This is a genomic window from Rhodovulum sp. DZ06, from assembly GCF_050586345.1.
GTDB lineage: Bacteria > Pseudomonadota > Alphaproteobacteria > Rhodobacterales > Rhodobacteraceae > JBOCEF01.
This window is the reverse complement of the sequence record NZ_JBOCEF010000008.1, coordinates 1-23,669: the sequence shown is the minus strand read 5'-3', so window position 1 is coordinate 23,669 and position 23,669 is coordinate 1. Positions and strand designations below refer to the sequence as shown.

Annotated in this window: 22 protein-coding genes; 11 read left to right on the top strand and 11 right to left on the bottom strand. The window is 71.7% G+C overall.

What is annotated here, in order from left to right:
• Positions 1-36 precede the first annotated feature (36 nt).
• From ACQ5SO_RS05585 to ACQ5SO_RS05565, 5 genes are all read left to right on the top strand, one after another.
• Positions 37-486 carry a YtoQ family protein gene (locus ACQ5SO_RS05585; protein WP_430940593.1) on the top strand — a complete coding sequence of 150 codons (450 nt, stop codon included), beginning with the start codon at positions 37-39 and terminating at the stop codon, positions 484-486.
• Positions 487-983: 497 nt separating this feature from the next.
• Positions 984-1,901: a siderophore ABC transporter substrate-binding protein gene (locus ACQ5SO_RS05580; protein ID WP_430940592.1), complete on the top strand. Its 918-nt coding sequence runs from the start codon at positions 984-986 to the stop codon at positions 1,899-1,901.
• Positions 1,901-2,881, top strand: a complete 981-nt coding sequence (locus tag ACQ5SO_RS05575; protein ID WP_430940591.1) for an iron chelate uptake ABC transporter family permease subunit — start codon at positions 1,901-1,903, stop codon at positions 2,879-2,881. The genes ACQ5SO_RS05580 and ACQ5SO_RS05575 overlap by 1 nt, the downstream gene beginning before the upstream one ends.
• Positions 2,874-3,899 carry an iron chelate uptake ABC transporter family permease subunit gene (locus tag ACQ5SO_RS05570; RefSeq protein WP_430940590.1) on the top strand — a complete coding sequence of 342 codons (1,026 nt, stop codon included), beginning with the start codon at positions 2,874-2,876 and terminating at the stop codon, positions 3,897-3,899. The genes ACQ5SO_RS05575 and ACQ5SO_RS05570 overlap by 8 nt, the downstream gene beginning before the upstream one ends.
• A complete protein-coding gene (locus ACQ5SO_RS05565; RefSeq protein WP_430940589.1) occupies positions 3,896-4,648 on the top strand; it encodes an ABC transporter ATP-binding protein in 753 nt (250 codons plus the stop codon). The genes ACQ5SO_RS05570 and ACQ5SO_RS05565 overlap by 4 nt, the downstream gene beginning before the upstream one ends.
• A gap of 31 nt (positions 4,649-4,679) precedes the next feature.
• Here the strand turns inward: ACQ5SO_RS05565 and hflX are convergent, their stop codons facing one another.
• From hflX to trkA, 4 genes are all read right to left on the bottom strand, one after another.
• Positions 4,680-6,056 carry a GTPase HflX gene (hflX, locus tag ACQ5SO_RS05560; RefSeq protein ID WP_430940588.1) on the bottom strand — a complete coding sequence of 459 codons (1,377 nt, stop codon included), beginning with the start codon at positions 6,054-6,056 and terminating at the stop codon, positions 4,680-4,682.
• Between the two features lie 15 nt (positions 6,057-6,071).
• Entirely contained in the window at positions 6,072-6,305 is a 234-nt protein-coding gene (gene hfq, locus ACQ5SO_RS05555; RefSeq protein ID WP_430940587.1) for an RNA chaperone Hfq, read from the bottom strand.
• 147 nt (positions 6,306-6,452) lie between these two features.
• Positions 6,453-7,982, bottom strand: coding sequence for a potassium transporter TrkG (locus ACQ5SO_RS05550; protein WP_430940586.1), 1,530 nt, complete (start codon positions 7,980-7,982; stop codon positions 6,453-6,455).
• 3 nt (positions 7,983-7,985) lie between these two features.
• Positions 7,986-9,365 carry a Trk system potassium transporter TrkA gene (gene trkA, locus ACQ5SO_RS05545; RefSeq protein WP_430940585.1) on the bottom strand — a complete coding sequence of 460 codons (1,380 nt, stop codon included), beginning with the start codon at positions 9,363-9,365 and terminating at the stop codon, positions 7,986-7,988.
• Positions 9,366-9,613: 248 nt separating this feature from the next.
• On the opposite strand from trkA, the gene ACQ5SO_RS05540 reads away from it, so the two are divergent.
• The gene (locus tag ACQ5SO_RS05540; protein WP_430940584.1) at positions 9,614-10,225 is read left to right on the top strand and encodes a hypothetical protein; all 612 of its coding nucleotides are present in this window, start codon (positions 9,614-9,616) and stop codon (positions 10,223-10,225) included.
• Between the two features lie 45 nt (positions 10,226-10,270).
• On the opposite strand, the gene ACQ5SO_RS05535 is transcribed toward ACQ5SO_RS05540, so the two are convergent.
• The 5 genes from ACQ5SO_RS05535 to dusB all read right to left on the bottom strand — a co-directional run bounded on the left by ACQ5SO_RS05535 (position 10,271) and on the right by dusB (position 17,647).
• Entirely contained in the window at positions 10,271-11,680 is a 1,410-nt protein-coding gene (locus tag ACQ5SO_RS05535) for a sigma-54-dependent transcriptional regulator (protein ID WP_430940583.1), read from the bottom strand.
• A gap of 32 nt (positions 11,681-11,712) precedes the next feature.
• Positions 11,713-13,959 carry an ATP-binding protein gene (locus tag ACQ5SO_RS05530; RefSeq protein ID WP_430940582.1) on the bottom strand — a complete coding sequence of 749 codons (2,247 nt, stop codon included), beginning with the start codon at positions 13,957-13,959 and terminating at the stop codon, positions 11,713-11,715.
• 84 nt (positions 13,960-14,043) lie between these two features.
• Complete coding sequence (gene ntrC, locus ACQ5SO_RS05525; RefSeq protein WP_430940581.1) at positions 14,044-15,525, bottom strand: nitrogen regulation protein NR(I); 1,482 nt, start codon at positions 15,523-15,525, stop codon at positions 14,044-14,046.
• A complete protein-coding gene (locus tag ACQ5SO_RS05520) occupies positions 15,522-16,640 on the bottom strand; it encodes a two-component system sensor histidine kinase NtrB (protein ID WP_430940580.1) in 1,119 nt (372 codons plus the stop codon). Before ACQ5SO_RS05520 ends, ntrC begins: the two co-directional genes overlap by 4 nt.
• The gene (dusB, locus tag ACQ5SO_RS05515; protein ID WP_430940579.1) at positions 16,637-17,647 is read right to left on the bottom strand and encodes a tRNA dihydrouridine synthase DusB; all 1,011 of its coding nucleotides are present in this window, start codon (positions 17,645-17,647) and stop codon (positions 16,637-16,639) included. Before dusB ends, ACQ5SO_RS05520 begins: the two co-directional genes overlap by 4 nt.
• 140 nt (positions 17,648-17,787) lie before the next feature.
• Between dusB and ACQ5SO_RS05510 the strand changes: the two genes are divergently transcribed.
• The 5 genes from ACQ5SO_RS05510 to ACQ5SO_RS05490 all read left to right on the top strand — a co-directional run bounded on the left by ACQ5SO_RS05510 (position 17,788) and on the right by ACQ5SO_RS05490 (position 22,110).
• A complete protein-coding gene (locus ACQ5SO_RS05510) occupies positions 17,788-19,035 on the top strand; it encodes a bifunctional 2-C-methyl-D-erythritol 4-phosphate cytidylyltransferase/2-C-methyl-D-erythritol 2,4-cyclodiphosphate synthase (RefSeq protein ID WP_430940578.1) in 1,248 nt (415 codons plus the stop codon).
• Positions 19,032-19,562, top strand: coding sequence for a phosphatidylglycerophosphatase A family protein (locus tag ACQ5SO_RS05505; protein WP_430940577.1), 531 nt, complete (start codon positions 19,032-19,034; stop codon positions 19,560-19,562). Before ACQ5SO_RS05510 ends, ACQ5SO_RS05505 begins: the two co-directional genes overlap by 4 nt.
• Positions 19,559-20,080 carry a CinA family protein gene (locus tag ACQ5SO_RS05500; RefSeq protein WP_430940576.1) on the top strand — a complete coding sequence of 174 codons (522 nt, stop codon included), beginning with the start codon at positions 19,559-19,561 and terminating at the stop codon, positions 20,078-20,080. The genes ACQ5SO_RS05505 and ACQ5SO_RS05500 overlap by 4 nt, the downstream gene beginning before the upstream one ends.
• Positions 20,081-20,283: 203 nt before the next feature.
• Entirely contained in the window at positions 20,284-21,444 is a 1,161-nt protein-coding gene (locus tag ACQ5SO_RS05495; RefSeq protein ID WP_430940575.1) for an ammonium transporter, read from the top strand.
• A gap of 129 nt (positions 21,445-21,573) precedes the next feature.
• A complete protein-coding gene (locus tag ACQ5SO_RS05490; protein ID WP_430940574.1) occupies positions 21,574-22,110 on the top strand; it encodes a PEP-CTERM sorting domain-containing protein in 537 nt (178 codons plus the stop codon).
• 368 nt (positions 22,111-22,478) lie between these two features.
• Here ACQ5SO_RS05490 and ACQ5SO_RS05485 read toward each other — a convergent pair whose 3' ends face one another.
• On the bottom strand, positions 22,479-23,003 hold the full coding sequence (locus tag ACQ5SO_RS05485) for a hypothetical protein (RefSeq protein ID WP_430940573.1): 525 nt from the start codon (positions 23,001-23,003) through the stop codon (positions 22,479-22,481).
• A complete protein-coding gene (locus tag ACQ5SO_RS05480) occupies positions 23,000-23,461 on the bottom strand; it encodes a type II toxin-antitoxin system RatA family toxin (RefSeq protein WP_430940572.1) in 462 nt (153 codons plus the stop codon). Before ACQ5SO_RS05480 ends, ACQ5SO_RS05485 begins: the two co-directional genes overlap by 4 nt.
• Positions 23,462-23,669 lie beyond the last annotated feature (208 nt).

Genomic DNA, 23,669 nt, shown 5'->3' with positions numbered 1-23,669 from the left:
TATCCCTTGGCCCGAACCGGACGAGGGAGAGCAGACATGACGCTGAAGGTTTACCTTTCGGGCGAGATCCACACCGACTGGCGCGAGCGCATCACCGAGGGCGCGCAAGCCCTTGATGTGTCGTTCAATTCTCCGGTCACCGACCATGCGGCGAGCGATGATTGCGGCGTCGCGATCCTGGGCGCCGAGCCGAACAAGTTCTGGCATGACCGCAAGGGCGCGCAGCTCAACGCCATCCGCACCCGCAAGGGGATCGAGGACGCCGACGTCGTCGTCGTGCGCTTCGGCGAGAAGTACAAGCAGTGGAACGCCGCCTTCGATGCGGGCTATGCCGCGGCGCTGGGGAAATCGCTGATCATCCTGCACGGGGCCGAGCACCAGCACGCGCTCAAGGAAGTCGACGCCGCCGCGCTGGCGGTGGCCGAGACGCCGGAGCAGGTGGTGCAGATGCTGGATTACGTGCTGACCGGCCGCCTGCCGGGCTGACCCGCACGGGGGCGCGGCGGGGGTGGTGGATGGAGCGGCCGGGCCGCCCCATCCACGCGCGTCGCCGGTCCGTGTCCAGGGGGATGAAAGGATCGTCCCGTCGCCGCGCATCCCACGGCTAGCAGGGTGCAGGTGAAGCGCGGGAAAACGGGGCGTGCAGGCGCCGATCATCCGCGCGCTGCACGGCGCATGCGTAATCCTGATAATCCATATTATGTATAGTAAAAGATTTGCCAACCCGTTGATCCATTGGGGGATCCGGGATCGGACGGGGTTTGCGCGGCGCATCCTGGCGCAAGCCGGGCCTGTCGGGAAGCTCCGCCGCGCCATGGGAGCGCCGCGCCGGGCCATGCGCCTCACGAATACCTGACTTTTTCCGTCGAGCAAGCCGTTGACCCTGCGGCCGCTTCGGAGTTACCGACAGAAACAGTCAACTTTTATGCGTCGCCGCAAACCCGCCCCCCGGGGCCGCGACGCCCGGACCCCCGGAGCCCCCCATGCCAGCCATTCGCGCCCTTCTCGCCGCCGCCTGCCTCACCCTCGCCGCGCCCGCCGCCGGGGCCGCGCCGCAGGACGGCCCGCGGGTGATCCAGACCGCGGCCGGGCCGCTGACGCTCGAGTCCCGCCCTGAAAGGATCGTCGCGCTCGACGCCGCCGCGGTCGACACGCTGCTGGCGCTCGGCCATGTCCCGGTCGGCGTTCCCGCGCCGATGCACACGCCCTGGATGGACGAAGCGCTGGCCGAAGCCACCCAGGCCGGCACGCTGTTCGAGCCCGATTTCGAACGCATCGCCGCGCTGCGCCCCGACCTGGTCATCACCGGCGGCCGCTCCGCCGCCCGCGCGGCGCCGCTGGCCGGGATCGCGCCCGTGGCGGACATGACCTTCGGGACCGACGTGCTGGCCGAGGGGCTGGCGCGGCTCTCGGCCTATGGCGTGCTGCTGGGCGAAGAGGACAAGGCCGACGCCCTGCGCGCCGCGCTCGAGGCGAAGCTGGAGCGCGCCCGGGCGCTGGCCGCTGATGCGGGCCGCGCGCTGATCGTGCTGACCAACGGCCCGCGCGTCTCGGCCTTCGGGGCCGAGAGCCGCTTCGGCTGGCTGCACAGCGCCCTCGGCTGGCCCCAGGCCGCGCCCGAGATCCAGTCGGGCCGCCATGGCGAGGCGATCAGCTTCGAATACATCGCCCAGGCCGATCCCGACACGCTGATCGTCATCGATCGCGCCGCGGCCATCGGCGCCTCGGCCGAGGGCGCGCGGGCGACGCTCGACAACCCTCTGGTGCGCGGGACCGCGGCCTGGCGCACGGGCCGGGTGATCTTCCTGTCCCCGGCCGAGATGTACATCGCCTCGGGCGGCGTGCAGGCGCTGTCGCGCACGCTGGACGAGCTGATCGCCGCGCTCGGCGAAGGCGCGTGATGCGCGCGGCAGGCGCTCCGGCCGCGGGCGCGCCCTGGCTGCTGCTTGGCGGGCTCGGCGTGCTGCTCATGGCGGCGGCGTCGCTGTTCATCGGGCGCATTCCGCTGGGCCCCGCGGACCTGTGGCGCGACCCGGCGGCGGGAGAGCTGCTGCTGGTCAGCCGCATCCCGCGCACCGCGGCGGCGCTGCTGGCCGGGGCGGCGCTGGCGGTCTCTGGGCAGATCATGCAGATCCTCGCCCGCTCGCGCTTCGTCGAGCCGATGACCGCGGGCGCGGGCCAGAGCGCGGCGCTCGGCATCCTGCTGGCGGCGATGGTTTTTCCCGCCGCGCCGCTCTGGGTGAAGATGGGGATCGCGTCGCTGGCGGCGCTGGCGGGCGCGCTGGGGCTGATGGCGCTGCTGCGGCCCCTGCCCCCGACGCAGCCGCTGCTGGCGCCGCTGACGGCGCTGGTCTATGGCGGCGCCATCGGCGCGGCGACGGCGTTCGTCGCCTTCCAGGCCGACATGATGCAATTCGTGGATACGTGGCTGACCGGAGAGTTATCGGGCGTTCTTGAGGGTCGGTATGAGCTTCTCTGGCTCGCCGGCGGCGCGACCGTCGCGGCCTGGTTCGCCGCCGACCGGCTGACGCTGCTGGGGCTGGGCGAGACCACGGCGCGGGGCCTCGGGCTGAACGTGGCGCGGGCGCGGGCGCTGGGGCTCGGGGCCACGGCGCTGGTGACGGCGGTGACGGTGACGACGGTCGGCGCGATCCCCTTCATCGGGCTGGTGGCGCCGAACCTGGTGTCGCGCTGGATGGGCGACGACCTGCGCCGGGCGCTGCCGGTGACGGCGCTGCTGGGCGCGGGGCTGGTGCTGGGCGCCGACATCCTCGGGCGGGTGATCCGCGCGCCGTACGAGGTGCCGGTGGCGGTTCTTGCAGGCGTGCTCGGGGGGGCGCTGTTCCTCGCCGTGCTGCTGCGGGGGCCGACCCGTGGCTGAGCTGTCGATGACCGCCGCCGCCGCCGCGCCCCGCCCCCCGCGCATCGCCCCCGGGGCGCGGGTTCTGCTGATCCTTGCGGCGCTGCTGGGCGTCGCGGGCGCGGGCTACATGCTGATCGGGGCCGAGGGCGCCTGGGCCTTCCTGCTGCCGTTCCGGGCCGCGAAACTGGCGCAGCTGGCGCTGGTCGGGGCGGCGATCTCGGTCGCCACGATCCTGTTCCAGACCGCCGCGGGGGCGCGGATCCTGACGCCCTCGGCGCTGGGGTTCGACGCGCTTTACGTGTTCACGCTGACGGCGCTGGTCTCGGCGCTTGGCGGCGCGGGGTTCTCGGCGCTGCCGCCGGCGCTGGTGTTCGCGCTGAACCTCGGGGCGATGACGCTGCTGGGGATGCTGCTGTTCGGGCTGCTGCTGCGCCGGACGGGCGAGGACCTGGTCCGGCTGGTGCTGGCGGGCGTGGTGCTGGGGATCCTCATCCGCGCGCTCACCAACTTCCTGCAACGCATGATCGATCCAGCGGATTTCCAGATCGTGCAGGCGCTGAGCTTCGCGCGGTTCACGCAGGCCGACACGGCGCTGCTGGCCGCCTCCTCCGCCGCCTGCCTGCCCGCCTTCGCCGCCGCCTGGGCGCTGCGGCGGCGGCTCGACGTGCTGGCGCTGGGGCCGGTGACGGCGGCGGGCCTGGGCGAGCCGCCGGCCCCCCTGCGCCGCATGGCGCTGGCGCTGACCTGCGTGCTGACGGCGGCGGCGACCGCGCTGGTCGGGCCGCTCTCGGGCGGCATGTCGGGGCCGTCGGCCTTCTTCGGACTCGTCGTCTCGGCCTTCGTCCACGCGGTCCTGCCCTCGGCCCGCCACGCGCTGCTGCTGCCCGCGGCGGCGCTCTCGGGCGCGCTGCTGCTGGTCGCCGGGCAACTGGCGATGGAGCGGATCTTCGCCCTCGCCACCCCCGTCACCGCGGTGATCGAGGTGATCGGCGGCGGCATCTTCCTGTGGCTTCTGGTGAAAGGACGCCTGAAATGATCGAGATCGAGGGCGTGCGCCACCAGGTCGGCGGCGCGCCGATCCTGCACGGGATCGACCTGAGCATTCCCGCGGGCGGCCTTACGGCGCTGATCGGGCCGAACGGCGCGGGCAAGTCGACTCTGCTGTCGCTGGTGGCGCGGCTGGCGCCGCTGCAGGCGGGGCGGATCACCGTCGGGGGGCTGGAGATCGGGCGCGCGCCGGACCGCGACGTGGCCCGGCGCCTCGCCATCATGCCGCAATCGGCCGAGGTCTCGGCCCGGGTCACGGTGCGCGAGCTGGTGGGTTTCGGCCGCCACCCGTGGTCGCGCGGCCGCCCGGGCCCCGAGGACCGCGCGGCGGTCGAGGCGGCCATCGCGCGGTTCGACCTCGCGGGCCTGCAGGACCGGTTCCTCGACACGCTCTCGGGCGGTCAGCGCCAGCGGGCCTTCGTGGCGATGAGCTTCGCGCAGTCCACCGACGTGCTGCTGCTGGACGAGCCGTTGAACAATCTCGACATCGCCGCCGCGCGGTCGCTGATGCAGGAGCTGCGGCGCCTGGCGCAGGAGGATGGCAAGACGGTGGTCGTGGTCATGCACGACATCAACGCCGCCGCCGCCTATGCCGACCGGGTGATCGCGATGAAGGACGGGCGCATCGCCGTGGACGGGCCGCCGGACGCGGCCGTCACCCCTGCCCTGCTGCGCGACGTGTTCGGCGCCGGGGCCGAGGTGGCCCGGGTCTCGGGCCGCCCGGTGGTGCTGATCTGAAGCGCGCCCGGCGGGGTCCGGCGGCGGCGGCTCAGGGCTGCCAGCCGCCGGGTTCCTCGGGCTCCTCCACCGCCACGGGCTGGGGGCGCTGTTCGAACAGGATGTCGGCGACGCCCGCGAAACGCTTGTCGAAGCGGCCGAAATCCTCGGGCGAGCCGCGCAGCGCCAGCCAGAATCCCTTGTCGTCCTGGCGCATGTCGAGGATCGTGCAGCGGGCCCGCAGCCAGGCCAGGCCCTCGCCCGCCTGCAGCGGCAGGCGCATCCGGCGCACCACCTCTTCGGCCCCGAGGCGCGCGTCGATCATCGACACCAGCTCCTCGACCCCCTCGCCGGTCACGGCCGAGACCGCGCCCGCGTCCGAGGCGCGCCCGGTCTCGTTCAGGATCGCCAGCCGCGCCTCTTCGGGCATCAGGTCGATCTTGTTGCGCACCTCGATCATCGCCTCGCGGCCGCGCTCATCGACGCCGAGCTGCCCGAGCACCGAGAGCACGTCCGCCTTCTGCGCGTCGGCATCGGCGTGGCTGACGTCGCGCACGTGCAGGATCAGGTCGGCCTCCAGCACCTCCTCCAGCGTCGCGCGGAAGGCGGCGACGAGCTGGGTGGGCAGGTCCGAGATGAAGCCGACGGTGTCCGACAGGATCACCTTGCGCCCCGAGGGCAGCGTGAGGCCGCGCATGGTCGGGTCGAGCGTGGCGAAGAGCATGTCCTTCGCCATCACGTCCGCTTCGGTCATGTAGTTGAAAAGCGTGGATTTCCCGGCGTTGGTGTAACCGACGAGGGCCACGATCGGATAGGGGATCTTGCGCCGCGAGGCCCGGTGCAGGGTCCGCGTCTTGACCACCGATTCCAGCTTCTTCTCGATCTTGGCGATCTTCTCGTTGATCGCGCGGCGGTCCGCCTCGATCTGCGTCTCGCCCGGGCCGCCGACGAAGCCGAGCCCGCCGCGCTGGCGCTCGAGGTGGGTCCAGGACCGCACGAGGCGCGACTTGGCGTAGTGCAGGTGGGCGAGTTCCACCTGCAGCACGCCCTCGCGCGTGCGGGCCCGGTCGCCGAAGATCTCGAGGATCAGGCCCGTGCGGTCCAGGATCTTGCAGTCCCAGGCTTTCTCGAGGTTGCGCTGCTGGATCGGGCTGACCGGGCCGTCGATGATCACCAGCCCGACATCCTCGGCGGCGATGCGGGCTTTCAGCTCTTCGACCTTGCCCGAGCCGAACAGGTGGCCCGGGTTGGGGGCGGCGACGCGGACGACCATGGCGTCCGCGACCTCCAGCCCCGGCAAGGCGGCGGTCAGGCCGGAGGCTTCCTCCAGCTTGCCATGGGCGTCGCGCAGAAGCGCGCCGTCATCGCGCGCGCCCCTGGCGCCGCGGGATTTCAGATCGGGGTGAAGGACGAGGACGCGCGTTGTCATGCGCGCCAGATAATCTCAATCCTCGCCGTCGTAAAGGTTGATCGGCTGGGACGGCATCACGGTGGAGATCGCGTGCTTGTAGACCAGCTGGGACTGCCCGTCCCGGCGCAGCAGCACGCAGAAATTGTCGAACCAGGTCACCACGCCCTGCAGCTTGACCCCGTTCACGAGGAAAATCGTGACGGCGATCTTGTTCTTGCGGATGTGATTGAGGAATGCGTCCTGAAGGTTCTGCTTGTCGCCAGCCATGGTTCGGCCCCGGTGTTATTGGCCCGGATGCGGGGGGGGCGCCCCGGGCAAGGAAAGTTGTTGTCGGATCGCACACGGACCGACGGGGGCAGAATTGCACGCCCCATGCTTATGCTGCAAGTGCGAAATGCGCCCCGCGCGCTTGCGTCACCTGCGCCACCAGGTCGGATTCGCCAATGCGATCAAGGCCAGCACCTCGATCCGGCCCAGCACCATGACGGCGCAGAGCACCCCCAGCGCGCCGTCGTTCAGCTTGGCGTAGGCCGCCGGATCTCCGGTCACCAGCGGGAAGGCGGGGCCGGTATTGGCCAGCGCCGCGATGGCCGCGGTCAGCGCCCGGTCGAAGGACATGCCGGTCATGGTCAGCGCCGTCAGCGCGACCGACAGCGCGGCGAGGAACAACATCGTGAACACCAGCGCGTTGGTCACGGTTTCATTCGCCAGCCGCCCGCCGGGCCGTCGCGGGCGCTCGACCGCATGGGGATGGGCGCGATGCGTCAGCTCCACCCGGGCGTGCTGGAACAGCGCGAAGGCCCGGAACAGCTTCACGCCCCCCGCGGTGGAGGCGACGCCGCCGCCGAGCCCGGCGAGCCCCAGCAGCAGCAGCGTCGGGGTGTCGAGCCCCGACCAGTTCTGCGCCCCGACCCAGTCGGCCGAGACATAGCCCGTGGTGGTGGCGAAGCTGACCACCGTCGCCACCGTGCCCCAGAGCGCGGCGAGCGCGGCGCCGATGCCCTCCTCCTCGCCGCCCGACAGCTCCAGCGCGCCGATCCAGTGCCGCCCGAACAGCCAGGCGGTCGCCATCAGCACCGTCAGCCCCAGCAGCCGCAGCTCCGGGTCCGCGCGCGCGGCTTCGAGCGCGGGCACCCCCCGCTGGCCCCGCCGCCAGGGCAGCCGGCTGGCCCCCAGCACCATGAATACGAGCGCCGCCGCCTCGGCCCAGCGGCCGCCGAGCCCCATCTCGGACGAGGCCGCGGTGATGCCGCTGGTGGAGATCACGCCCATCGCGTGGCTGAGCGCGAGGAACCCCTCGCCGCCCCCTGCCCCCGCCAGCAGCAGCACCGTCAGCAGCAGCGTCAGCCCGGCATAGAGCGGCGCGATTCGCCCCAGCGCCCGGCGCACCCGCGCGTCGCCGCGGTCGAGCGCGATCAGCCGCGCGCCGGATCCCGGCGTGCGCCCGTCATCGGGGGTCGGGCCGTCCGGCATCTCCACCAGCCCGCGCGGGACCAGCACCGCGGCCACGGCGACCAGCGTCGCCAGCCCGCCGATCCAGCCCAGCATCGCGCGCCACAGGTGCAGCGCGGGCGGGGCCGCCTCGGGGCGCGGGATCATCGTCGCGCCGGTGGTGGTGAGGGAGGAGACCGCCTCGAAATAGGCCGCGAAGGCGCCCAGCGGCGGATGCGCCAGCGCCATCGGGATCGCGGCGGCGACGGGGGCGAGCGCGAACACCCCCGCGAAGGTCAGAAGCTCGCCCCGCGCGGCGGCGAATTCGCGCGACGGGCGGCGCATGGCCACCCCGACGATGGCGCAGGCGGCGAGGGTGAAGATGCCCGAGTAGAGGAACATGCGCGCCGCCGCCCAGTCCCGCTCCACCGCCGCGAACAGCGCCGGGACCAGCATCAGCGCGCCGAGCGCGCCGATGAACCACAGGATGAGCGGGACGCCCCGGAACCGCATGGCTCAGAAGAACTCGACCGACACGCGGAACAGCTGCTCGACCTGCCGCACCACGCGGCGCTCCGAGAACACGACCACCCGGTCGCCCTCGTGGATCACCAGGTCGCCCGAGGGCATCTCGACGGTCCCGTTCTGGCGCAGCACCGCGCCGACCACGGCCTCCTCGGGGAAACTGGCGTCGCGCAGCCGCTTGCCGGCGATGGGCGAGGTGGCGAGGACCTGCGCCTCGATCACCTCCGCCTCCTGGTCGCCGACGGCGTAGACCGCGCGCACCTTGCCCCGGCGCACGTGGCGCAGGATCGAGGACACCGTGGTCGCCCGCGGCACGATCAGCGCGTCGAGCCCGAGCCGCTCGCCAAGCTCGCCATACCCCGGGTCGTTGGTCAGCGCGATGGCGACGCGGCAGCCCGCGGCCTTGCCGCGCGCGGCGGACAGAAGGTTGGACTTGTCGTCATCGGTCAGCGACAGGATCGCGTCGGCGTCGCGGATATTCGCCTCTTCCTGCAGGATCGGGTCCATGCCGTCGCCCAGCAGCACGATGGTGCGGTTCAGCGTCTCCGCCGCCGCCTCGGCCTTGCGCCGGTCGCGCTCCACCATCTTCACCCGCGGGCGGGCCGGGTCCTTCTCCAGCATCCGCGCGACCGAGAGGCCCACGTTGCCGGCGCCGACGATCACCACCCGCGCCGCCGGCTCGGACTTGCGCCCGAACAGCTGCACCGCGCGCGCGACATCCTCCTTCAGCGCCACGAGATAGATCGAGTCGCCCGCCAGCAGCTGGTCGTCGGCCGAGGCCGTGTGCAGCACCCCGTCGCGCCGATACGCCACCACGATGGCGCGCAGGGTCGAGAACAGCTCGGAGAGCTGGCGCAGCGGCGTGTTCAGCACCGGGCACTCATCGGTCAGCGACAGTCCGACCAGGCTCACCTTCTCATCGAGGAAATTCTCGGAATCGAACGCCTCGGGGCTGCGCAGGCGGCGCAGGGCGACGCGCGCGACCTCGAGCTCGGGCGAGATGATCACGTCGATCGGCATGTGGTCGCGCCGGAACAGGTCCGACCAGGCCGGGGCCAGGTAGGATTGCGCGCGCACGCGGGCGATCTTCTGCGGCACCGAGAACACCGAGTGCGCCACCTGGCACGCCACCATGTTCACCTCGTCCGCGAAGGTCGCGGCGATCAGCATGTCCGCGTCCTCGGCCCCCGCGCGCTCCAGCACGTCGGGATGGGACGCGAAGCCGGTGACGCCCGAGACGTCGTAGCTGTCGGTGACCCGCCGAACCAGGGCCGGGTCCTGGTCCACGATGGTCACGTCGTTGTTTTCGCTGGAAAGATGCCGCGCGATCTGGGAGCCGACCTGCCCCGCGCCGCAGATGATGATCTTCATGTCGCGTGCGCTCCCGATCGCCTTGCGGGCCGGGAGGCTCCCTTGACTGCCGGGCGCCCTCGCGCCCTTGAAGCCCGGACTATGGAGCGTCGCCGCGCCGCGGTCAAATGGGCGGCGCGCCGCGCCCCCGCCGGTTCCCCGCGGCCGCCCGCGCCGCTATGCTGCGCCCCGCCCGCCCGGGACCGCGCGCGCCGGAATGGCCGCGCCGGGGCCCGGGACGGTCGAGCGTCGAGGGAGCGTCAAGCGACATGAGCACCAGATCCATTTTCACCGCCGCGCTGGTCGCCGCCGCGCTGTCCGCCCCGGCGCTGCTGGCCGCAACCCCCGCCGGGGCGCAGACCCCGCGCGCGCAGGGGCCGCTGGCCAAGAACCGCCAGGCGCTGCCGACCGAGCCGGGGGTCTACCCGCTGCGCAAGGACGGGTCCTGGGTGCTGGGCCTGCGGCGGATGGAGAACAACGTCGCCTCCTGCTTCGCCGGGGTGGGCAACCCGCAGCAGCAGGTGTTCGAGTACATGTCCTTCAATGTGGGGCTGAGCATGTTCCGCTTCCTCGGCCCCGAGCTGGCCGAGGTGGAGAACAACGCCGAGCTGCGCATCATCCTGCGCATCGACGCGGGCGAGAACCGCGGCATGGTGGGGCGGATGATCAACGGCGCGGCGACCTTCCCGGTCGACGACGCCTCCGAGGCCAAGCGCGCCCTGATCCGGGCGCTGGCCGACGGCCGGACGCTCTATGTCCACGACGCGCGCGGCCAGCGGATCGGGCAGTTCCCGCTCGACGGCGCGCGCACCATCCTCACGGCGTTCGGACCGTGCAAGGGCAAGCTGCCCCCTGCCCCGAAAAACATCCAGGCGCAGTAAGATACGGCGGGATGTTCGCGCCGGACGCGACGTCCGGCGCGGCCCTCATTCCTCGTCTTCCTCGCCCGCCACGGCGACCCGCGCGCCGCCGCGGGTGGTGGTGACCACCCCGAGGCTCTTCAGCTTGCGGTGCAGCGCCGAGCGTTCCATGCCGACGAAGTTCGCGGTCTTGGAGATGTTGCCGCCGAAGCGGTTGATCTGGGCGATCAGGTAGTCGCGCTCGAACAGCTCGCGCGCCTCGCGCAGCGGCATCGAGGCCATCAGCGCCGAAAGCCGCGGCCCGTCCCCGTCCTCGCCCGAGGGCTGCCCCGAGAAGGGCAGCTCGTCCGCCGCGATCTCGCCCGCGCCGGGGGACAGGATCAGCACCTGCTCCATCATGTTGCGCAGCTGGCGCACGTTGCCGGGCCATTCCTGGGTCTGCAGCAGCGCGATCGCTTCGTCGGAGAGCGAGCGGCGCGGCAGTCCCTCGGCGATCGAGAGCTTTTCCAGGAAATGATCCGCCAGCGCCGGGATATCCTCTCGCCGGGCCGCCAGCGGCGGGGTCTCGAGCGGGACGACCGAGAGGCGGTGATAGAGGTCCTCGCGGAATTTCCCTTCGCGAATAAGGGCTTCGAGGTCGGCCCTCGTGGCCGAGATCACCCGCACATCGACCTTCATCGTGTCCGCGCCGCCAAGCCGCTGGAAGCGCTGGTCGACGAGGACCCGGAGGATCTTGGACTGGGTGGCGGCGGGCATCTCCGCCACCTCGTCGATGAAGAGCGTGCCGCCATGGGCGCGCTCGAAACAGCCGGGCGCGGTGCGCCCGTCATCGTGTTCGCGCCCGAACAGGGTCTCTTCCATCAGGTCGGGGGTGATGGTGGCGGCGTTGACCACGATGAAGGGCCGCTCGGCGCGGTCCGAATTCTCGTGGATATAGCGCGCCGCGACCTCCTTGCCCGAGCCGGCGGGGCCGGAGAGCAGGACGCGCGACCCGGTCCGCGCCACGCGGTCGAGCTTGCCGCGCAGCGCGGCGACGGCGTGCGAGGCGCCGACGATCTCGGCCGCCTGGGCCTCGGTGCGGCGCAGCTCGGTATTCTCCCGCCGCAGGCGGCTGGCTTCGAGCGCGCGCGAAACCACCATCATCAACTGGTCGATATTGAAGGGTTTTTCGATGAAGTCATAGGCGCCCTGCTTCACCGCGGCGACGGCGATCTCCACGTTGCCATGGCCCGAAATGATGACCACGGGAATGTCGGGCTGGTTGGCCTTGACCCGGCGCAGGATCTCGATCCCGTCCATGCGGCTGCCCTGCAGCCAGATGTCGAGGATGATGAGGTCCGGGGCGGCGGCCTCGACCGCCGCGAAGGCGCCGTCGGCATCCGAGGCCTGGCGGGTCGAATAGCCCTCATCCTCCAGGATGTCGGTCAGGAGCTCGCGGATGTCCGGCTCGTCATCGACCACAAGGATGTCAACCATTTGCTCGCACCTTCATATTATTTTCAATGCCTTCAGGCATGTTCTTCAGTCTTTCCGGCAAGTTTCTTCGGCTGCCCGCCGACCGGCAGCCGCATCACCGCCATCGCCCCGCGCCGCCCCTCGGCCCATTCCTGCGGGGCGTCGTCGATGGCGAAGGAGCCGTCATGGTCCTGCGCGATCTTCTTGACGATCGCGAGGCCGAGGCCGGTGCCCTTCTCCCGCGTCGTGACATAGGGCTCCAGCAACCGGCTTCTATTGGCGGGCAGGCCGACGCCGTTGTCGATGATGCGGATCACCTCCACCTCCCCGGCCGCGTCGCGGGTCAGCACGGCGCGCACTTCGCCCGCCGGCTCCGGCGTCTCGGCCAGCCGCGCCTCCACCGCCTCGCCGGCGTTCTTCAGAAGGTTGGTGAGAGCCTGCATGACAAGCCCCCGGTCCACGGGAATTTTCCGCGCCTCGCCCTCGATCTCGCAGGTGAAGCGCACGGGGGTCCCGGCCTCTTCCTGCAGCATCACCGCCTCGCGCAGGATCTGCCCGAGGTCATGGGCCCCGAGCTCGGGCGCGGGCATCCGGGCGAACTGGCTGAACTCATCCACCATGCGGCGGATGTCGCCGGCCTGGCGCACGATCATCGCGGCGTACTGGTCGAACCGCTCGCGGTCCTCGCCCTCGAGCCGCGATCCGAACTTGCGCTTCAGCCGCTCGGCCGAGAGCTGGATCGGGGTGAGCGGGTTCTTGATCTCGTGCGCGATGCGGCGGGCGACGTCGCCCCAGGCGGCCATGCGCTGCGCCGAGGCGAGGTCGGTGAGGTCGTCGAAGGTGACCACCCAGGCGGCGCCGCCCTCCTCGCCCGCGTCATCCGCCTCGCGCTCGATCCGCTCGATGCGCAGGAAGAACTCCCGCTCGCGCCCGTGCACGAGGCCCGAGACCCGGTCCTCGGCCGAGCCGCGCCCGCGCGCCCGCTCGAAGGCCGGGGCGAAGAGGGGGGCCAGCGCGGCCATCCGCTCGCCCGTCGCGGCCCCGGGGTCGACGCCCAGGAGGTCCGCGGCGGCGGCGTTCAGCAGCGACACCCGCCCCTCGGCGTCGAGGCGCATGACCCCGGCGGTGACGCCCGACAGCACCGCCTCGATGAAGCGGCGGCGGCGCTCGGTCTCGAGATTGGCGTCCACCAGCGCGTCGCGCTGGCCCTTCACCTGCTCGGTCATCCGGTTGAAGACGCGGGACAGGACGGCGATCTCGTCATCGCCGCGCTCCTCCTTCACCCGCACGTCGAGATCCCCCGCCCCGACCCGGTTCGCCGCGCCCGCGAGCCGCCCGATGGGCCGCGCCAGGCGTTCGGCGAACCACAGCCCGAGCCAGATCGAGGCGAGGATCACCAGCATCGCGAAGCCGATATAGAGCACCGAGAAACGCAGCAGGATGTCGCTGCGGTCGCGCTCCAGGTGCTCATAGAGCTGCACCGTCGCCTCGGTCTCGTCCAGCAGGCGCAGCACCTGCCCGTCCACGCGCCGGGTGACGTAGAGGTAGTAGTCGAGGAAGTTGGTGAGGTGCACCAGCGCCCGGATCTCGTCGTTCTGGTCGTCGTCGATGATCACCACGTCGCCGGCGCGGGCCTGGGCGAGTTCCTCGGGCGAGGGCGGATCGAAGCTGAAGAGATACGAGAATTCGCCGCGCGCGCGCAGCGTCAGGCCGCTGTCGAAGACATAGGCCTCGGGGATCTCGCGGATCCGGGTCTGGGCGCGCAGCAGCTCGCCCAGGGCGCCGTCGTTGATCCCCTGCGCCCCGGCGCGATTCAGATCGTTGGCCATGGCCAGGATCTCGCCGCGGATGGCGCGCTTGTGCTCCTGCTCATAGGCCTGCGCGGTGGAGAGCGCGTTGCGCACCACCGCCCCGACCTGGGAGGAGAACCAGCCCTCGAGGCCGAAGGAGACGGTGAGCGTGGCGAAGACCGCCAGCACGATGGTCGGCGCCAGCGCCATCAGCGCGAAGATGCCGGTCAGCCGCAGGTGCAGCCGCGAGCCCGCCGATTGCGCCCGGCGGGCCGAGATCAGCGCCGCCATGCGCCAGACCAGCAGCCCCGCGGCGGTGATGATGTAGACGAGATCGGCGAGGAAGATGGTCCGCAGCTCGGACATCGACGCGCCCGACGGCCCGGCCCGCCCCTCGGACAGCGCCGCGACGGTCAGCCAGATCAGCAGCGGCGCGATCGCCACCAGCGCCAGCGCCAGCCAGTTGCGCAGGCGCCGCGTCGGCGCGGGCTGCGACAGGGATGACCGCAACCCGCGTAAATGCCGGGAGACGAACCCCGAAACGTCGATGCTCTCGCCGGACAATGGGGCGTGGCCCCTTCTGCTGTTGCGCGATTACATCAGTTTCTTGCCGCGCGTGACCGGGATGTCAAGGTCGCGGATCTTCTTGCGCAAGGTATTGCGATTGATCCCCAGCAGTTCCGCTGCGCGCAACTGGTTTCCGCGGGTGGCCGAGAGGGTCAGCGCGATCAGCGGCAGCTCCACCTCGCGCACGATCCGGTCATAGAGGCCCGGCGGCGGCAGCGAGTCGCCATGCAGGTGGAAATAGGCCCGCAGGTGCGATTCGACGGAGGCGCCCAGCGACGCCCCCCGCTCGCCCTCCGGCGCCGCGCCCGAGGTGGGGCGGGCCGAGAGCTCCTCCTCCACCACGTCGGCCCCGATCACCTCGTCGGCGCAGAGCGCGGCGAGGCGCTTCATCAGGTTCTCCAGCTCGCGCACGTTGCCGGGCCAGGTCTGGCGCTTGAGGACCTCGAGCGCCTCGGGCGAGATCGCCTTTTTCGGCAGCCCCTCATCCGCCGCGCGGCGCAGGAAGGCGCGGGCGAGGTCGGGCACGTCCTCGACCCGTTCGCGCAGCGGGGGAAGGCGGATCGGCACGACGTTGAGGCGGTAGAACAGGTCCTCGCGGAAGCTGCCGTCGGCGATCAGCTCGCGCAGGTCCTGGTGGGTGGCGGCGACCACGCGCACGTCGGCGGCGATGGGCTGGCGGCCGCCGATGCGGGTGAACTCCCCCTCCTGCAGCACGCGCAGCAGGCGGGTCTGGGCGTCGGGGGGCATGTCGCCGATCTCGTCCAGGAACAGCGTGCCGCCCTTGGCCAGCTCGAACTTGCCCACGGCCCGCTCGGTGGCGCCGGTGAAGGCGCCCTTCTCGTGGCCGAAAAGCTCGCTCTCGATCAGGTCGCGCGGGATGGCGGCCATGTTCACGGCCACGAACGGGCCCTGCTTGCGCCAGCCGAAATTATGGAGCGCGCGGGCGACCAGCTCCTTGCCCGTGCCGGACTCGCCGTTGATCATCACCGTCAGGTCGGTGTTCATCAGCCGGGCCATGATCCGGTAGACTTCCTGCATGGCGGTGGAGCGGCCGATGATCGGCAGCCCCTCGTCGCGCCCCGCGCCCTCGTCCGCCTTGATCGCGGCGGCGGCGCCCGGGTTGGTCTTGAGGCTGTCGACCGCCTTCTTCACCTGCTCGATCACCTGGCGCAGGTCGAACGGCTTGGGCATGTATTCATAGGCGCCCACTTCGGCGGCGCGGATCGCGGTCATCACCGTGTTCTGGGCGGACATCACGATCACCGGAAGCTCCGGGCGGCGGCGGCGGATGGCGGGCAGCAGGTCCAGCGCGTCGCCGTCGGGCATCATCACGTCGGTGACGACGACGTCGCCCTCGCCCTCCTCGACCCAACGCCACAGGGTGTTGGCCGATCCGGTGGAGCGCACGCGGCAGCCCGCGCGGGTCAGCGCCTGGGACAGCACGGTGCGGATGGCGCGGTCGTCGTCGGCGATCAGAACGGTGCCGCCGATGGATGCGGGCATGCTCATGCCGTGGCTCCCTTTTTGCGGGTCTTCGCCTTGGCGGCGGGTTTGGGTTCGGACCAGACCGGAAGCAGCAGGCGGAAGGTGGTCCAGCCGGGGTCGGACTCACATTCGATCACCCCGCCATGGTCCGCCATGATCTTGCTCACGAGCGCGAGGCCGAGGCCCGAGCCGGTCGCCTTGGAGGTGACGAACGGCTCGAAGATGTCGCGTTTCAGCGCGTCCGGCACACCCGGCCCGTTATCCGAGATCAGGACCTGGAGCGGCAGGCTCTCGCGCCGCCCGCTCGGGGCCGCCATGCGGATGCCGGGGCGGTAGGAGGTGCGGATGGTGATCATGCCGCCGACCTTGGGCGCGGCCTCGGCCGCGTTCTTCAGAAGGTTCAGGAACACCTGCATCAGCTGGTCCGGGTCGCCCGCGGTGGGGGGCAGCGAGGGGTCGAATTCCTCGGCGAAGCGCACATGCTGGCCGAAACCGGACTTGGCCGAGAGCTTGGCCTTGTCGAGCACGTCGTGGATGTTCACCGGCTCCAGCGCCGCGGGGCGGTTGTCGCCGAACTGCTCGACCTTCTCGAGGAGCTTGGCCACCCGGTCGGCCTCCTCGCGGATCAGCTCGCACAGCTCCGTCTCGCCGTCGCCGAGCTGCATCTCGAGCAGCTGCGCCGCGCCGGAGATGCCCGCGAGCGGGTTCTTGATCTCGTGCGCCAGCATGGCCGACAGGCCCATGACCGAGCGCGCGGCGGCCCGGTGGGTGAGGCTCCGGTCCATGCGCTCGGCGATGCTCTGGGGATGGATCAGCAGCAGGGCGCAGCCGGGCATGTCGGTCAGCGAGCAGACATGCAGGTCGACGATCCGCGGCGGCCGGTCGGGGAGCGAGAGCTCCATCCCGTGCTCGCCCACGCTGACGCCCGCGCCGCGGCGGGCCTGGCCGACCAGGTCCATCACCCGGCTCGACTGGCCGAACACGTCCGGCGCGCGGCGCTTCACCAGCGCCCGGGCGGAGAGGCCCAGGAAGCTTTCGGCGGCGCCGTTCACGCGGCTGAAGCGGTCGTTTTCGTCAAGGATCAGCGCGGCTTGCGGCAGCGCGTTCCAGACGGCCTCGAAGGCGGGATCGGTGCTCATGCGGCGCGGTCCTTTCGCCCCTCGGTGCGGGGGGCTTCGGCGGGAAGATCGGGAAGGCGGGCGCGCAGCGCGGCGTGGATCGCGGCCGGGTCGCGCGCGGTCATCAGCTCGGCGCGCAGGGGCGCGGCGCCGGGAAGGCGCTCGAGCGTCCAGGACAGGTGCTTGCGCGCGCAGCGCAGGCCGACATCGAGCCCGTAGAAGGACAGCATCGCCTCGTGGTGCTCGACCAGCAGCTCCGCCAGCGCGGCGCCGGTGGGAATGGCGGGGCCGGGGCGCCCGGCAAGCTCGGCGCCGATCGCGCCCACGGTCCAGGGCGCGCCCTGCTGCGCGCGGCCGATCATGACCCCGTCGGCGCCGCTGGCCGCCATCGCCGCGCGCGCGTCCTCGGCGTCCAGGATGTCGCCATTGACCAGCAGCGGGACCGAGATCGCCTCGCGCACCCGGCGCACGGCGGACCAGTCGGCGCGGCCCTTGTAGAACTGCTGCCGGGTGCGGCCATGGATGGCGATCAGCTGCACCCCCGCGGCCTCGGCGCGGGCGGCGAGGCCGGGGGCGGTCATCAGCGTCTCGTCCCAGCCGAGCCGGGTCTTGAGCGTCACCGGCACGTCCACCGCCGCCACCACCGCCTCGATCAGCCGCAGCGCGGTGTCAGGCTCGCGCAGCAGGGCCGAGCCGCAGAGGCCCTGGGTGACCTTCTTGGCCGGGCAGCCCATGTTGATGTCGATGAAGCGCGCGCCGGCGCCCGCGGCCATGCGCGCGGTCTCGGCCAGGCTCTCGGGGTCGCGGCCGGCGATCTGCACGCCCTCGATCCCGCCGCCGCCGAGCTCGGCCTTGGCGCGGGTCTGCGCGTGGCCGGTGACCACCTCGCGGGCGCCGACCATCTCGGACACGGTGACGGGCGCGCCGAAGCGCGCCGCAAGGCGACGGAACGGAAGATCGGTGATCCCTGCCATCGGCGCGGGCAGCGCGATGGATGGAATATCGATGTCGCCTATACGAAGGGCCATCGGGGTCTGTCTGGTCAAGGTTTGTGCACGGGTGCTTTCATGTACCTCTCATGCTTGAGCCTCGCAAGCCCGGGGGATAGCGTGCGGCGCCGCCCGGGCGACCTGTTGTCCCCCGGCATCGCCCATGGATTGAGCAGATCATGACCGCCACCACCCAGACCCGCCCCGCCGTCGCCCTGGCGGTGGCCGCAGGCCGCGGCACGCGCGCGGGGCCGGGCGGGCCGAAGCAGTATCGGGACCTGGCGGGCGCGCCGGTGCTGCGCCGGACGCTGGAGGCGCTGGCCGCGCATCCGGCGGTCGGCGCGCTCTGCGTGGTGATTCACAGGGACGACCGGGCGGAATACGAGCGCGCCGTGGCCGGCCTCGCCCTGCCCCTGGCGCCCCCCGTCATCGGCGGGGCCGAGCGGCAGGACAGCGTGCGCCTCGGCCTCGCCGCCCTGGCCGAGACCCACGGGCCGGAGACGCCGGTGCTGATCCACGACGCCGCCCGCCCCTTCGTACCCATCGCGCTGGTGGACGCGGCGCTGGCGGCGCTGGAGGCGGGCTGGGACGGCGCCTGCCCGTCCGAGCCCGTCGTCGACACCCTGCGCCGCGGCGTCGCCGGTGACGCAGGGAGTGACGCAGGGGGTGACGGAGGCCCCGCCGCGCCCCATGTCACCGCTGGCGACATCGTGCCCCGCGACGGGCTCTGGCGCGCGCAGACGCCCCAGGTCTTCCGCCTCGGCCCCATCCTTGCGGCGCACGAGGCCGCCGCGGGACAGGCGCTGACCGACGACGTCGCGGTGGCCGCCGCCGCCGGGCTGCGCTGCGCCCTCACCCCGGGCGCGGCCGAGAATTTCAAGCTGACCACGGCGCAGGACATCGCCCGCGCCGCGGCTCTCATCACAGGACCCGCCATGGACATCCGTTTCGGAACCGGTTTCGACGTCCACGCCTTCGCCGAGGGGGATCACGTGACCCTCTGCGGCGTGGACATTCCCCATGACCGCACCCTGTCCGGGCACTCGGACGCCGACGTCGCCATGCACGCGCTGACCGACGCCATTTTCGGGGCCATCGCCGAGGGCGATATCGGCCGCTGGTTCCCGCCCTCGGACATGCAGTGGAAGGGCGCGGCGAGCCACATCTTCCTCGAAAAGGCCGCCGAGCGGGTCGCCGCCCGCGGCGGGCGGATCCAGAATGTCGACGTGACGATCATCTGCGAGCGGCCCAAGATCGGCCCCCATGCCGACGCCATGCGCGCGGAGCTGGCGCGGATCCTCGGCATCGAGGTCGGCCGCGTGTCCGTGAAGGCGACCACGTCCGAGAAGCTCGGCTTCACCGGGCGCCAGGAGGGCATCGCCGCCCAGGCCGCCGCCTGCATCATCCTTGAAGGAGACGCCGCATGAGCGACGTGAAGCTTCCCGGGCCCAGCCCGCTGGTCAAACCCATCGCCACCTTCTTCGGCGCGGGGCTGTCGCCCAAGGCGCCCGGCACCGTGGGCTCGCTCGCCGGTCTCGGTTTCGGCATGGCGCTGCAGGCGCTGGGCGGGCCGGTGGCGCTGCTGCTGGGCCTGTCGCTGGTCATCGCCGCGGGGTTCGTGGCGACCGAGCTCTACATGCGCGAGGTGATGGTCGAGGACCCGCAGGAGGTCGTGATCGACGAGGTGGCGGGCCAGTTGATCGCCCTCCTGCCCCTCTCCATCGGCCTCTGGTACGCCGAGGCCGACCCGATGGTGTTCTTCGCCGCCTGGCCGGGCTGGGTCGGCGCCTTCCTCGCCTTCCGCCTGTTCGACATCTGGAAGCCCTGGCTGGTGGGCCGGGCCGACCGGATGCACGGCGCCGTGGGCGTGATGCTGGACGACCTGGTGGCGGGCGTCTTCGCCGCGATCCTGGTGATCATCGCCGCCGTGATCTCGCACGGGGTGCTGATGTGATCGACGCGGAAACCGAGGCGCTCGCCGCCGAGACCCTGCAGGCCGCGCGCGAGGCGGGCCTCAGGATCGCCACCGCCGAAAGCTGCACCGGCGGGCTGGTGATGGGCGCGCTGACCGCCGTCGCCGGGTCGTCGGACGTGGCCGAGCGGGGCTTCGTGACCTATTCCAACTGGGCGAAGATGGAGGCGCTGGGCGTGCCCGCGGACCTGATCCGCGACCATGGCGCGGTGTCGGAGGAGGTCGCGCAGGCGATGGCCGAGGGCGCGATGAAACACGCCCGCGCGGGGCTGGTCGTCTCCCTCACCGGCGTCGCGGGGCCGGGCGGGACGGCGTTGAAACCCGAGGGCATGGTGTGCTTCGGCCTCGCCCGCCGCGGGGCCGCGACCGTGACCCAGGACATGCGCTTCGGGGCGCTGGGGCGCGGCGAGGTGCGGCGCGCCTCGGTGCATCACGCGCTGCGCCTGCTGCGCGATGCGGCGCGGGCGGCGAAGGCCGAGGGAACGGCGCCCGATTCTTGACCACGCAAAATTTGACCAGGCGGCGCCCCGGATATGGGCGCCGCCTGCGCTCAAATTATGCAATCGCGCCGATCTGCACCAAAAACACGTTTACCAAACGGTAAAAGCGTTTCCAATCCCCTGCCCCGCGCCTATCCCCTCGCGCGGGAAATCAACGCGCGGCGGATCAACCGGCCGCGGGACAAGAACGAGGGGTTCTCGGAATGAACGGTGCGGACACCGCCTGGATCATCGTCGCGACGGCGCTGGTCCTGTTCATGACCCTGCCGGGTCTGGCGCTTTTCTACGGGGGGCTCGTGCGCTCGCGCAACGTGCTCTCGGTGCTGATGCAGTGCATCGCCATCGCCTGCCTGATGTCGGTGCTGTGGCTGATCGGCGGCTACTCGATCGCCTTCGGCCCGGCCGAGGGCGGCTGGTGGGGCGGCCTCGACAAGATGTTCCTGGCGGGGGTCGACGCCGACACCGTCTCGGGGACCATCCCCGAGGTGCTGTTCTTCGCCTTCCAGATGACCTTCGCCATCATCACCCCGGCGCTGATCGTCGGCGCCTATGTCGAGCGGATCAGCTTCGCCTTCGTGATGACCTTCTCGGCGCTGTGGATGCTGATCTGCTACGCGCCGGTGGCGCACTGGATCTGGGGCGGCGGCTGGCTGTCCGAGCTGGGGACCATGGATTTCGCCGGCGGCATCGTGGTGCATGAGACCGCGGGCCTCGCGGCCGTGGTGCTGGCGCTGATGCTGGGCGAGCGGCGCGACCACAAGCCCCCGCACAACCCAGGGTATGTAATGATCGGCGCCTCGATGCTGTGGGTCGGCTGGTTCGGCTTCAACGCGGGCAGCCAGCTCGCCGCCGATGGCGGGGCTGCGATGGCGCTGACCGTCACCCATATCTCGGCCGCCGCCGCGTCCCTGTCCTGGGCGGCGCTCGAGAAGATCCGCTACGGCAAGGCGTCGATGGTCGGCCTCGTGACGGGCACCATCGCGGGCCTCGCCTCGATCACTCCGGCCTCGGGCTGGGCCACCCCGGTGCAGGCGCTGATCATCGGCGGCGCGGCGGGCGTGATCTGCCAGTACGCGGTGACCCTGATGAAAGAGGTGCTGAAGGTCGACGACACGCTCGACGTCTTCGCGGTGCACGGCGTGGGCGGCATCTTCGGCACCATCATGATCGCCGTCTTCGGCCACGGCGCCTTCGGGCCGCAGTTCATCGCCCTCGGGGCCGTGGGCGTCTGGACCCTGGTCACCACCTTCCTGATCGCCAAGGGCGTGTCCTTCATCTTCCCGATGCGGGTCAGCGAAGAGGACGAGATCGAGGGCCTCGACTACACCGCGCATGGCGAGCGGGCCTACGACATCGTGGGCTGATCGGACAGGACGCGACGACATGGACCGCCGGAAGGGAGACCTTCCGGCGGTCTTTTCGTTTCCAAATCATCACCCGCGAAATTAGGCTGCGCGGCGTGCGTAACCCCCGGGATCCAGGGAATTGAAGACATGATGAGACCGATTTTCACCGCCGCCCTGTTCTGCGCCGCCGCGCCCTTCGCCGCCCAGGCCGCCAACCTGACCGGAGACCAGGCGACCATCACCTGGGTGCAGGACGCCGACGCCAACAGCGTGACCGTCGGCGCCGGCGATGATTACACGCTCGGCGGCTTCTCCATGGACCTCGATTCCGGGACCGGCGCCGACCAGTTCGTCTGGAACGCGCTGAACCCCGGCGTGTCCTACGGGCCCAACTACCAGATCTCGCTCTCGGATCTCGACTTCTCGGGCGGCGAGGAGCTGGTGGGCTTCTCGCTCATCGACACGCAGCTGCGGGACCTGACCTGGTCGCTCGACGCCACCAGCATCCTGTTCACCTGGACTTTCGAGGGCGCGACCGCCGTCGGCGGCGTGGTGCTCTGGGGCGCCTTCGTGACCGCGCCGGGCGAGACCGGGCCGTCGGACGTCCCCCTCCCCGCCGCCGCGCCGCTGGCGCTGCTGGGCCTCGGGGCGCTGGGCCTCGTGGGGCGCCGCCGCCGGGCCTGAGGCCGGGGCTGCACGACGCGAAACGCCGCCGCGAGGGCTCCCCCTCGCGGCGGCGTTTGCATATGCGCGCCCGGACTGTAAGCAGAGCGCCGTTCGGCCCGTCCCCCACGCGCCCCGCCGCCCTGGCGCAACCCGTGGGCGGCCGGCGCGGGGGCCGACGGACGGAGCCGTCGGCGCAGCGGGAAGGGCTCGAACGGGACCGCCGCGCAGGCCCCGGAGAGAGAGATGGGGCGGCGGCGGTCATCAGCCGAATGTTCAGCGATCGCTCATGACCAGAGAAATGCGGCGGACGGCGCGCATTTCAAGCCGATGGTCCGGTCGGTGGGATGGCGCGCCGCAATGCGGCGCCGGGCCCGGGGCGGCGCGGGTCAGCGCGGGGCCGCCTCCCCCTCCTGCGTCGCCTGCAACGCCAGCTCGAAGGCTTTGCGCTTTTCAGTGTTCGGCCCCATGCCGCGGGGCGGCTTCGCGACCCAGGCGTCCAGCAGCGCCGGGTTCCCGGCGTGAAGCTCGCGTATCATCAGGAACGGCAGCGGCCGGTAGCGCGGCTCTTTCCCGGAGCGCCAGAGGGTCTTCCAGTCCTGATCGGCGCGGGCCTCGGCCCAGGCGTCGTCCAGCAACTCGAAGGCCCGCTCGCGGTGTCCGGCGGCCTCGGCGGCCATGGCCCGGTCGGCGAGGAACCGGACCCAGCGGTGATCCGCGGTCCCGATGCGCATTCCGGGATCGGCGAGGGCGCAGATCAGCATGCGGGTCTGCGGCGAGTAGGAAGGATCGCCGCACATGGAGGCGAGCTTGCCGCTGCCGGCCAGGAAGACGACGGCGCCGGCGAACGCCGCGAGGACCCAGCGCGGGGTCTTGCGCCGCCAGGGGGGCGCGTCGTCCCCCGCCCCGCTCACAGGCTCCGCGGGCCGTAAAGCTGCGCCGCGCGGTCCTCGAAGGCGCGCACGATCCGCTGCATCGCCTCGTTGAACACCACGCCGATGACCTTCTGGAGCACGATGCTCTTGAATTCGAAATCCACGAAGAAATCGACGATGCAGGCGCCCGGCTCGATCTCCTCGAACCGCCAGTGGTTGTCGAGATAGCGGAACGGGCCGTCGAGGTATTTCACGTCGATCACGCTGTCGGCCCGGTTGATGGTCACGCGGGAGCCGAAGGTCTCGCGGAACATCTTGAAGCCGATGATCAGGTCGGCCTCGATCACCTCGCCCCCGTCCGGCGTCGGGGTCCGTTTGCGGATCCGCGCGCCCTCGCACCAGGGCAGGAATTCGGGGTAACGCGAGACATCCGCGACCAGGGCGAACATCTCCTGCGCGTCATAGGGAAGGCGGCGTTTTTCGGCGTGCGTGGGCATGGCCGCAGCCATAGGCGCCCGCCCGGGCGCGTGCGACGCGCGCATTGTCGCGGGGGGGCGGTCGACGCCGCCCGCGCCTTTCGCTATGGCTATGAACGCGGGGGGGGGGGGGGGGGGGGGGGGAAGGAGGAAAGGAGGGGGGGGGGGGGGGGGGGGGGGGGGGGGGGGGGGGGGGGGGGGGGGGGGGGGGGGGGGGGGGGGGGGGGGG

Bases quoted from the DNA above. Each gene is read 5' to 3' on its own strand.
- hfq (WP_430940587.1), bottom strand. From the start codon at position 6,305: ATGGCTGGCGACAAGCAGAACCTTCAGGACGCATTCCTCAATCACATC.
- ACQ5SO_RS05550 (WP_430940586.1), bottom strand. From the start codon at position 7,982: ATGCGGTTCCGGGGCGTCCCGCTCATCCTGTGGTTCATCGGCGCGCTC.
- ACQ5SO_RS05565 (WP_430940589.1), top strand. From the start codon at position 3,896: ATGATCGAGATCGAGGGCGTGCGCCACCAGGTCGGCGGCGCGCCGATC.
- trkA (WP_430940585.1), bottom strand. From the start codon at position 9,365: ATGAAGATCATCATCTGCGGCGCGGGGCAGGTCGGCTCCCAGATCGCG.
- ACQ5SO_RS05505 (WP_430940577.1), top strand. From the start codon at position 19,032: ATGAGCGACGTGAAGCTTCCCGGGCCCAGCCCGCTGGTCAAACCCATC.
- ACQ5SO_RS05480 (WP_430940572.1), bottom strand. From the start codon at position 23,461: ATGCCCACGCACGCCGAAAAACGCCGCCTTCCCTATGACGCGCAGGAG.
- ntrC (WP_430940581.1), bottom strand. From the start codon at position 15,525: ATGAGCATGCCCGCATCCATCGGCGGCACCGTTCTGATCGCCGACGAC.
- ACQ5SO_RS05580 (WP_430940592.1), top strand. From the start codon at position 984: ATGCCAGCCATTCGCGCCCTTCTCGCCGCCGCCTGCCTCACCCTCGCC.
- ACQ5SO_RS05490 (WP_430940574.1), top strand. From the start codon at position 21,574: ATGATGAGACCGATTTTCACCGCCGCCCTGTTCTGCGCCGCCGCGCCC.
- ACQ5SO_RS05540 (WP_430940584.1), top strand. From the start codon at position 9,614: ATGAGCACCAGATCCATTTTCACCGCCGCGCTGGTCGCCGCCGCGCTG.
- ACQ5SO_RS05575 (WP_430940591.1), top strand. From the start codon at position 1,901: ATGCGCGCGGCAGGCGCTCCGGCCGCGGGCGCGCCCTGGCTGCTGCTT.
- ACQ5SO_RS05510 (WP_430940578.1), top strand. From the start codon at position 17,788: ATGACCGCCACCACCCAGACCCGCCCCGCCGTCGCCCTGGCGGTGGCC.
- ACQ5SO_RS05535 (WP_430940583.1), bottom strand. From the start codon at position 11,680: ATGGTTGACATCCTTGTGGTCGATGACGAGCCGGACATCCGCGAGCTC.
- dusB (WP_430940579.1), bottom strand. From the start codon at position 17,647: ATGGCCCTTCGTATAGGCGACATCGATATTCCATCCATCGCGCTGCCC.
- ACQ5SO_RS05520 (WP_430940580.1), bottom strand. From the start codon at position 16,640: ATGAGCACCGATCCCGCCTTCGAGGCCGTCTGGAACGCGCTGCCGCAA.
- ACQ5SO_RS05585 (WP_430940593.1), top strand. From the start codon at position 37: ATGACGCTGAAGGTTTACCTTTCGGGCGAGATCCACACCGACTGGCGC.
- hflX (WP_430940588.1), bottom strand. From the start codon at position 6,056: ATGACAACGCGCGTCCTCGTCCTTCACCCCGATCTGAAATCCCGCGGC.
- ACQ5SO_RS05495 (WP_430940575.1), top strand. From the start codon at position 20,284: ATGAACGGTGCGGACACCGCCTGGATCATCGTCGCGACGGCGCTGGTC.